The 7620-nt window shown below is 65.9% G+C and carries 7 protein-coding genes and 1 pseudogene; 5 read left to right on the top strand and 3 right to left on the bottom strand.

From position 1 onward, the window contains the following. Positions 1 to 539 (bottom strand): annotated as a pseudogene (locus tag DYI24_RS17050) (glutamate synthase subunit alpha); the annotation flags it as partial. Between the two features lie 460 nt (positions 540 to 999). Here DYI24_RS17050 and DYI24_RS17045 point away from each other — a divergent pair. Then, complete coding sequence (locus tag DYI24_RS17045) at positions 1000 to 1782, top strand: hypothetical protein (protein ID WP_164573145.1); 783 nt, start codon at positions 1000 to 1002, stop codon at positions 1780 to 1782. Positions 1783 to 1923: 141 nt separating this feature from the next. On the opposite strand, the gene DYI24_RS17040 is transcribed toward DYI24_RS17045, so the two are convergent. Beyond that, a complete protein-coding gene (locus tag DYI24_RS17040) occupies positions 1924 to 2400 on the bottom strand; it encodes an Hsp20 family protein (protein ID WP_107343047.1) in 477 nt (158 codons plus the stop codon). A 220-nt stretch (positions 2401 to 2620) separates the two neighbouring features. On the opposite strand from DYI24_RS17040, the gene DYI24_RS17035 reads away from it, so the two are divergent. Both DYI24_RS17035 and galU read left to right on the top strand, forming a co-directional pair. Then, the gene (locus DYI24_RS17035; protein ID WP_107343046.1) at positions 2621 to 3565 is read left to right on the top strand and encodes an alpha/beta hydrolase; all 945 of its coding nucleotides are present in this window, start codon (positions 2621 to 2623) and stop codon (positions 3563 to 3565) included. A 123-nt stretch (positions 3566 to 3688) separates the two neighbouring features. Further along, positions 3689 to 4564 carry a UTP--glucose-1-phosphate uridylyltransferase GalU gene (galU, locus tag DYI24_RS17030; protein ID WP_107343045.1) on the top strand — a complete coding sequence of 292 codons (876 nt, stop codon included), beginning with the start codon at positions 3689 to 3691 and terminating at the stop codon, positions 4562 to 4564. A gap of 27 nt (positions 4565 to 4591) precedes the next feature. On the opposite strand, the gene DYI24_RS17025 is transcribed toward galU, so the two are convergent. Continuing rightward, positions 4592 to 6100 carry a sensor domain-containing diguanylate cyclase gene (locus DYI24_RS17025; RefSeq protein ID WP_164573144.1) on the bottom strand — a complete coding sequence of 503 codons (1509 nt, stop codon included), beginning with the start codon at positions 6098 to 6100 and terminating at the stop codon, positions 4592 to 4594. A 167-nt stretch (positions 6101 to 6267) separates the two neighbouring features. Here DYI24_RS17025 and DYI24_RS17020 point away from each other — a divergent pair, with 167 nt between their 5' ends. Together DYI24_RS17020 and DYI24_RS17015 are read left to right on the top strand one after the other, a co-directional pair. Continuing rightward, entirely contained in the window at positions 6268 to 6540 is a 273-nt protein-coding gene (locus DYI24_RS17020) for a DUF7662 domain-containing protein (protein WP_164573143.1), read from the top strand. Between the two features lie 118 nt (positions 6541 to 6658). After that, positions 6659 to 7620 (top strand): ABC transporter substrate-binding protein (locus DYI24_RS17015; protein ID WP_164573142.1); only part of this gene is annotated, 962 nt, incomplete at its 3' end.

Here is a 7620-nt window from a genome sequence, read left to right as displayed (position 1 = left end):
ATGAACACCTGCATGTTCGCGGGCTCGGTCGGCTTCACGGTCTCGCCGAGCGAGGAGTTGTCGGTCGGCACGTCGCGCCAGCCGAGGAAGGTCAGGCCTTCGGCCTTGATGCGATCCTCGATGATGCTCTTGATCACCTTCCGCCACGAGGTCTCGCGCGGCATGAACAGCGCGCCGACGGCGTATTCGCCCGGCGCCGGCAGCGAGAAGCCGAGTTCGGTGGCCTTGCGGCTGAAGAAGGCGTGCGGGATCTGCACCAGGATGCCGGCGCCGTCACCGGCGCGCGGATCGGCGCCGACGGCGCCGCGATGCTCGAGGTTGCACAGGATGCGCAGCGCGTCGCAGACGATCTGATGCGACTTGACGCCCTTGATGTTGGCGATGAAGCCGACGCCGCAGGCGTCCTTTTCGCGCGACAGGTCGTACAGACCTTCGGCCGGCGGACGCCAAGTGTGCTCAGGACCGGTGGTTTTGACAGCCGAGTCCGCCGTCAGCGCATTGGCAACCATAATTTCGCGCTCGCACTCAGACCCGCTCATCTTCGTCCTCTTCATCCCGGGAGGGGATACACTATCCAGCATCGGCGCACTTCGAACGCTCGCGGCACCCTCCGGGCCACCGCTCGCGCTCTGCGAGCCACGATTTGCGTATTCAGACCCCGGTGTCCATATCGCCCAACGGACAATCAGGTGCCGCGCGCGACGTCAATCGTCTCGCGTGACGCTGCAAACCCCGTGCCGGGCTACCACCGTAAATGAGACAGCGATGCTGTCCTAGCACGACTTTGCCAAATTTTTGTCTAGCACACAAGCGCGCCCACGTCCCCCATTCGATGGTGGCCCGGCGCGTTTCGGCTTTGGTTTTGCAGCAGCGACGCGATCGCGGTTGCCGCGGATTCACGCCAAATGCGCCGCGTTTGGGCCAAGCCCAGGCCAAATTCCCCCGCGAGGCTCCCGCCCCGCACCAGAATGGGACAGGCGCTGCAGGGAGCATGAAGCTATGAAATTCAAGGGGTGGGTAATGTCGGCGGGCCTCGCCGCGACTGCCGTGACCACGGCGATGGCCGATCCGCTGCCAGCGGGCGGCGCCGCGCGGCCGCCCGTCACCAGAGTGTCGGACCTTCAGGGCTCGTATGCGGCGATGCCGCCACCGCCCCGGCGCGATCTGCGCCGCGCGGCCCCGCTTGCCGAGGTGCTGGAGGTGCTGTCACCGGATGAGGTCACACGCGCGGCCCGCGCCGAGGGTTTTTCTCCGCTCGGCTATCCGCGCCAGCGCGGCGCGGTCTACACCATGGCGGCGATCAATCCGGACGGTGACGATGGTCGCCTGGTGATCGACGCCCGCACCGGCCGTCTGGTCCGCTTCATGCCGGCCTGGCAGATGGGCGACCGCATGGAAGAGGTGACGGTCGCCAGCTACGGCCGGATCCAGGGACTGCCCCGGTTCATCGAGACCAATCCGCCGCGGCCGCCGAAGCCGGTCGCCCGCGTCGCCAACCGCAATGCTGCCACACCGATCCCGCGGCCGGCGCCTCAGCATCCGGCCGGCGACAAAGCCGCTAAGGCCGCAGGCGACGCCGCCGCCAAGGACGGCTCCAAGCCGATGCTCGATCAGGCCAGGCAGGACGCCGGCAAGGACACCAAACAGGACACCGCAGCGGTGCAGAGCCCGGCCAGCGCCGTGCCATCGGCCGCAGGCCCCTCGCCGGTGCGAGCCAAGCCCTCCTCCTCGGCGACGATCCGCCCGACCGAAGCAATGCCGCCGGTGCAGGGGCTGGAGTAGCCGCTTGGTCGGCTTTTCAGACGACCTGTGCCCTTCGCGACGGACCGCGACGGCTCCAAAAGCAAAGCGCCCCGGTTACCCGGGGCGCCTGCTTGGCTAGGGGTCTATGCAGCGAAAGAAAGTTCGCAAGCCGGCGGCGTGTTACGCGGCCGCCTTCTCGCTGTTGTCGGTGACAACTTGCGGGCCGGCCTGCGCATTGATGCTGATCGGAATGCTGCGCGGCTTTTTCGCCTCGGGAATCTCGCGCACGAGGTCGACGTGCAGCAGACCGTTTTCGAGGCTGGCGTTCTTTACCGTGACGTAGTCGGCGAGCTGGAAGGCTCGCTCGAAGGCGCGCGCGGCAATGCCGCGATACAGCACTTCGGCCTTGCCGGCCTCTTCACCGGTCTTCTCGCCCTTGATGGTCAGCGTGTTCTCCTTGCTGACGATCGACAGCTCGGACGGGGAGAACCCGGCAACCGCAACGGTGATGCGATAAGCATTCTCGCCGGTCCGCTCGATATTATAGGGCGGATAGCCGGGGGCGGCTGCATCCGCAGAGGTCTGGTCGAGCAGATTAAACAGCCGGTCGAAGCCGATGGTCGAACGATAGAACGGGGTGAGATCGAAGCTACGCATGGTCAAAGTCCTCCTAGAAGCGACTATGTGATGACCCGCCCGCCATCGGGCCGGGCCTTGTCCGTGCAGCCGGGGAAGTCAGTTCCTGACCCCTTGGTGTGGCCTGCACGGAAATGATATGGGAGGGGCGTTTCGGGGTTCAAGAGGGGGCCCGAAGCAGTTCGCGCCCGCCACTTTCATCCCGATTTTCCAGATATTTGCTCCCCTCCGGACCCGGTCCATGACGCTCGTCTCGACTCCTGCCAATCCGGTGCCCGAAGACGCCGTCTCCGGTTTCATCAAGACGCCCGACGGCGTGCAGCTGCGCTTCGCGCGGTGGGAGCCGGCGGGGCACCGCAAAGGCACCGTGTGCGTCTTCACCGGACGCACCGAACAGATCGAGAAGTACTTCGAGACGGTGCGCGATCTTCGCGACCGCGGCTTTGCGGTCGCGGCGCTCGACTGGCGCGGCCAGGGCCATTCGGAACGCCGCTTGCGCGACTATCGCAAGGGCTATGTGCGCAACTTCGCCGACTTCGAGGTCGACGTCGAAACCTTCGTCCGCGAAGTGGTGCTGCCGGACTGCCCGCCGCCGCATTTCGCGCTGGCGCATTCGATGGGCGGCGCGGTGATGCTGCGCATCGCCCGCTCCGGCAAACGCTGGTTCGACCGCATGGTGCTGTCGGCCCCGATGATCGACCTCGCCGGCAACACCACCGCGCTGCCGATCAGGCTGCTGCTGCGGGCGATGCGGCTGGCCGGCCAAGGCGGTCGTTACGTGCCAGGCGGCAACGACGTGCTCGCCAACACCGAGCCGTTCGTCGGCAACAAGCTGACCTCGGATCCGGTGCGCTACGCCCGAAACGCCGCGATCATCGCCGAAGACCCGACCCTCGGCCTCGCCTCGCCGACCGTCGCCTGGGCCGACACGGCCTTCCGCGCCATGCACGCCTTCAAAGCGACCAACTATCCGTCGCAGATCCGGCAGCCGATCCTGATGATCGCGGCCGGCATGGACGGCGTGGTGTCGACGCCGGCGATCGAAGAGTTCGCTTATCATTTGCGGGCCGGGTCGCATCTGGTGATCCCCGGCGCCAAGCACGAAATCCTCCAGGAGCAGGATCGTTACCGCCAGCAATTCTGGGCGGCGTTCGATGCTTTCGTACCGGGGACGCCGCTTTTCTGATGTGACATTCTGTCTCCGGCGAGGCTTCGCGCCGCGTTTCGGAACTTCACACATCCGCCTTGGTTGCAGGCTGCAAGACCGTACGGTTTCGCCCTTCCGTCCCTCTCGAAAGATTTCCAGATCATGAAAATCCGTAAAGCCGTCTTCCCGGTCGCCGGCCTCGGCACCCGCGTTCTCCCCGCCACTAAGGCGATGCCGAAGGAGATGCTGACCATCGTCGACAAGCCGCTGATCCAGTACGTCGTCGACGAAGCGCGGGAAGCCGGCATCGAGCACTTCGTGTTCGTCACCGGGCGCAACAAGGGCATGATCGAGGATCACTTCGACCGCCAGTTCGAGCTCGATGTGACGCTGGAGAAGCGCAACAAGAAGAACGAGATGGAAATCCTGGCGCGCGACCAGCCGGAAGCCGGCGCGATGAGCTTCACCCGCCAGCAGGCGCCGCACGGACTCGGCCACGCGGTGTGGTGCGCTCGCGACATCGTCGGCAACGAGCCGTTCGCGGTGGTTCTGCCGGACGAATTGGTGCTCAACACCCCGGGCTGCCTGAAGCAGATGATCCAGGCCGCCGAGAAGCTCGGCGACAAGGCCAACGTCATCGCGGTGGAAGAAGTGCCGGCCGACCGCACCCATCAGTACGGCATCTGCGGCGTCGGCAAGCGCACCGGCAAGGTGTTCGAGGTCGACGGCATGGTCGAGAAGCCGGCGCCCGGCACGGCGCCGTCGAACCTGTCGATCACCGGGCGCTACATCCTGCAGCCGGAAATCTTCAAGATCCTGGCGACCCAGGAGCGCGGCGCCGGCGGCGAAATCCAGCTCACCGACGCGATGATCGGGCTGTCGAAGACCCAGAAGTTCTACGGCGTCGAATTCGAAGGCGAGCGCCACGACTGCGGTTCGAAGGCCGGCTTCCTGCGCGCCAACATCGCATTCGCGATGCAGCGCGACGACCTGCGCGCCGGCCTGATCGAAGACATGAAGCGCTATCTGGACAAGTAATCGCGCGGCACCGAAGCGCCGGGGAGGTTACGCCACCAGCGTGACCTCGCCGCGCACGGCGACGACGCAGCGGTTGCGGCCGAGTTCCTTGGCCGCATACAGCGCACGGTCAGCGGCTTCGACCAGATCGTGCCATTGATGCGCGGCCATCGGCGTGGTGCTGGCGACGCCGATCGACACGGTGACGCCGCCCTCGATATCCGACCATTCCTCGACCTTGCGCCGGATGGTCTCGGCGATGGCTTCGGCCGCCGGCGCGGTCAGCCCCGGCAGCAGCACCGCGAACTCCTCGCCGCCGAACCGGGCGACGCAGTCGCCGGCGCGATGCACGGTGTCGGCGATACACACCGCGATCCCGACCAGCATCTGGTCGCCCGCCTGATGGCCGAAGCTGTCGTTGTAAGCCTTGAAGTGATCGGCATCGATCATCAGCAGCGCGATCGGCGTGTTCTGCCGGATGGCGCGGCGCCACTCGGTGTCGATCGCGGCGTCGAATTTGCGCCGGTTGGTCAGCCCGGTCAGCGGATCGGTGGTGGCCAGCTCCTCGAGCCGGCGCTCGGCCGCGGCGCGGCGCTCGATCTCGCGGATGAAGAACACCGTGACGGCAGCGACGAAGCCGGCCAGCACCAGCAGCACGATGCCGATCCAGATCGCCTCCTTGCGCCACATCGCATAGATGTCGTTCCACGACTTGGCGACGAGCACAACAAGCGGCTTAGTGCTGTCGCTCCAGACGAACATCCGCTGGACGCCGTCCAGCGTACCAGTGCCGGCGAACCAGCCGTTGCGGCGACTGAACATCTTCTGCACACCGGAGGTGAACAGCATGTTCTTGCCGATCAGCTCCGGCTCGAACGGAGTGCGGACGATCAGGGTGCCGTCGTGCGCGATCACCGCGATCATATCCTGCGGGCGCAGCCGCAGCCGCTTGAACAGGTCCTGGAAGTAACCGAACTTGATCGAGCCGGCGACGACGCCGAGGAACCGGCCGTCGGAGCCGGTGACACGGCGGCTGAGGATTACCGAGTAGTGGCCGTCGACCTGCTGCGGCTTGCTGATGTACAGCCCGGCATATGGCTCGTCGCGCTGCACCGTGAAGAACGGCTCGTTCGCGCGGTTCTCCTTCGGCGGATTGGTGAGGGCGGAGTCGCGGGTGAGGTTGCCGTGCTCGTCATAGACCCGGATCGCGCCGAAATGCGGACCTGTGACCGGATGATCGAACAGGATCAGCCGCGCCAGGCGGGCGTCGACCTGGCTGAGTTCGGGTAGCACCAGATTGGATGCGACTGCGCGCAGCGAGGCGTCGTACAGCTCGACATTGCGGTTGATGTCGGCGTCCATCGAGGCGGCGAGATTTTCGAGCGTCTGCCGCGCCAGCTCTTCGGCGCCGCGCCGCATGTCGAGCAGCACGCTGCCGCAGACTGCGGAAAAACCCAGCACGGTGATCAGCGAAAACATCACCATCACCCGCGCCGACATCCGGCGCCGACGGTGGAGCTCCTTGCTGATCCTGTCGAACAGAGCGTGCGTGTCCATCATCTCAGGTTCCACGCAATGTCTTGCAGAGCGCTTAAGTTGCGCTATTGACGTAATGCGGGGTTAACACGCTGTTTCACCGCATAACGCCGGACTCGGCCGGAGAACGCACTCAGCGTCCTCCAAACGACCATCCACCCGCTCCCTTCGACCAACCACGGCGCCCGATGAAATCCTACGACCCCCTACGAGAGTATCTGGCGCAGCAGACCGCCCCGGAGCTGGTGCTCAGCATCGACGCCATCGAGGAGATGCTCGGCTTCGACCTGCCGCGCGCGGCGCAGCGGGCGGCGTGGTGGGATTCGACCTATGCGCCGGACGAGAAGATGCCGCAGCGCGAAGCCTGCCTCGCCGCCGGCTATATCGCCACCCGCTTGCCGGATGGCTCCGGTGTCCGCTTCCGGCGGATCAAGGCCGAACGGTCGCGCTGGCGAAGCTGACGGGTTCCGCGGCGCGCGCGACCGGCATTGACAGATTGCCGCACCCCGCGTCCTGATGCGTGACACGCGTCGCAGCCCGCCTGGGCCTGCGAGCCGCGAACGTCATGAGGAAACGCCGATGCGCAGAGTTGTCGCCGCCCTGTTTGCCGTCCTGCTGACTGCCGTGCCGGCGGCTGCGCAGACGCCGCTGAAGATCATGGTGGGCGGCATCGACAAGCAGATCTATCTGCCGGCCAAGCTCGCCGCTCAGCTCGGCTTCTTCAAGGAGGAAGGGCTCGACGTCGAGCTGTTCAACTCGACCTCGGGCTCGCAGGCCGCCACCGCGCTGTTGGCGCGCGAAGTCCAAGGCGTCGTCGGATTTTACGATCACACCATCGACCTGCAGGCAAAGGGCAAGTTCATCACCGACGTGGTGCAGTTCTCGGTCGCGCCCGGCGAGGTCGTGCTGGTGAAGGCGGCCGATGCCGACAAGCTGAAACAGCCGGCGAACTGGAAAGGCCTTGCGCTCGGCGTCACTGGCCTCGGCTCGGCCACCGACTTTCTCACCCGCGCACTCGCCGCCAAGGCTGGCCTGAAGATGCAGGACTACACGCTGGTGCCGGTCGGCGCCGGCGACACCTTCCTGGCGGCAATGCAGCAGGGCAAAATCAGCTCCGGCATGACCACCGAGCCGACCGTGCAGCGCGCGCTGAGTTCCGGCACCGCCAAGATCGGCATCGACCTGCGCTCGCCGGAGGAGACCCGCAAGGTGCTCGGTGGCGACTACCCGGCCGCCTGCCTTTACATGGACCGCGGCTGGATGGAGGCCAACAAGCCCACTGTGCAGAAGCTGGTCAACGCCTTCGTCAAGACACTGAAATGGATCCAGGCGCATTCGGCTGAAGAGATCGCCGACAAGATGCCGAAGGATTACTACGCCGGCGACCGCGCTCTCTACGTCCAAGGCCTGAAGGACGGCAAGGTGCAGTACTCGCCCGACGGCGTGATGCCGAGCGGCGCGCCTGAGTCCGTCGCCAAGATTCTGGCGAGCTTCTCGCCGAACCTGCAGGGCAAGACCGTCGATCTGGCGAAGACCTACAC

This window comes from Rhodopseudomonas sp. BR0C11, from assembly GCF_010820945.1.
In the GTDB taxonomy this organism is placed as follows: Bacteria; Pseudomonadota; Alphaproteobacteria; order Rhizobiales; family Xanthobacteraceae; genus Rhodopseudomonas; species Rhodopseudomonas palustris_H.
Note: the sequence above shows the minus strand (reverse complement) of the source record. Positions and strands in the feature narration are given on the sequence as shown.

Bases quoted from the DNA above. Each gene is read 5' to 3' on its own strand.
- DYI24_RS17045 (WP_164573145.1), top strand. From the start codon at position 1,000: ATGAAATTCAAGGGGTGGGTAATGTCGGCGGGCCTCGCCGCGACTGCC.
- DYI24_RS17040 (WP_107343047.1), bottom strand. From the start codon at position 2,400: ATGCGTAGCTTCGATCTCACCCCGTTCTATCGTTCGACCATCGGCTTC.
- DYI24_RS17035 (WP_107343046.1), top strand. From the start codon at position 2,621: ATGACGCTCGTCTCGACTCCTGCCAATCCGGTGCCCGAAGACGCCGTC.
- galU (WP_107343045.1), top strand. From the start codon at position 3,689: ATGAAAATCCGTAAAGCCGTCTTCCCGGTCGCCGGCCTCGGCACCCGC.
- DYI24_RS17025 (WP_164573144.1), bottom strand. From the start codon at position 6,100: ATGGACACGCACGCTCTGTTCGACAGGATCAGCAAGGAGCTCCACCGT.
- DYI24_RS17020 (WP_164573143.1), top strand. From the start codon at position 6,268: ATGAAATCCTACGACCCCCTACGAGAGTATCTGGCGCAGCAGACCGCC.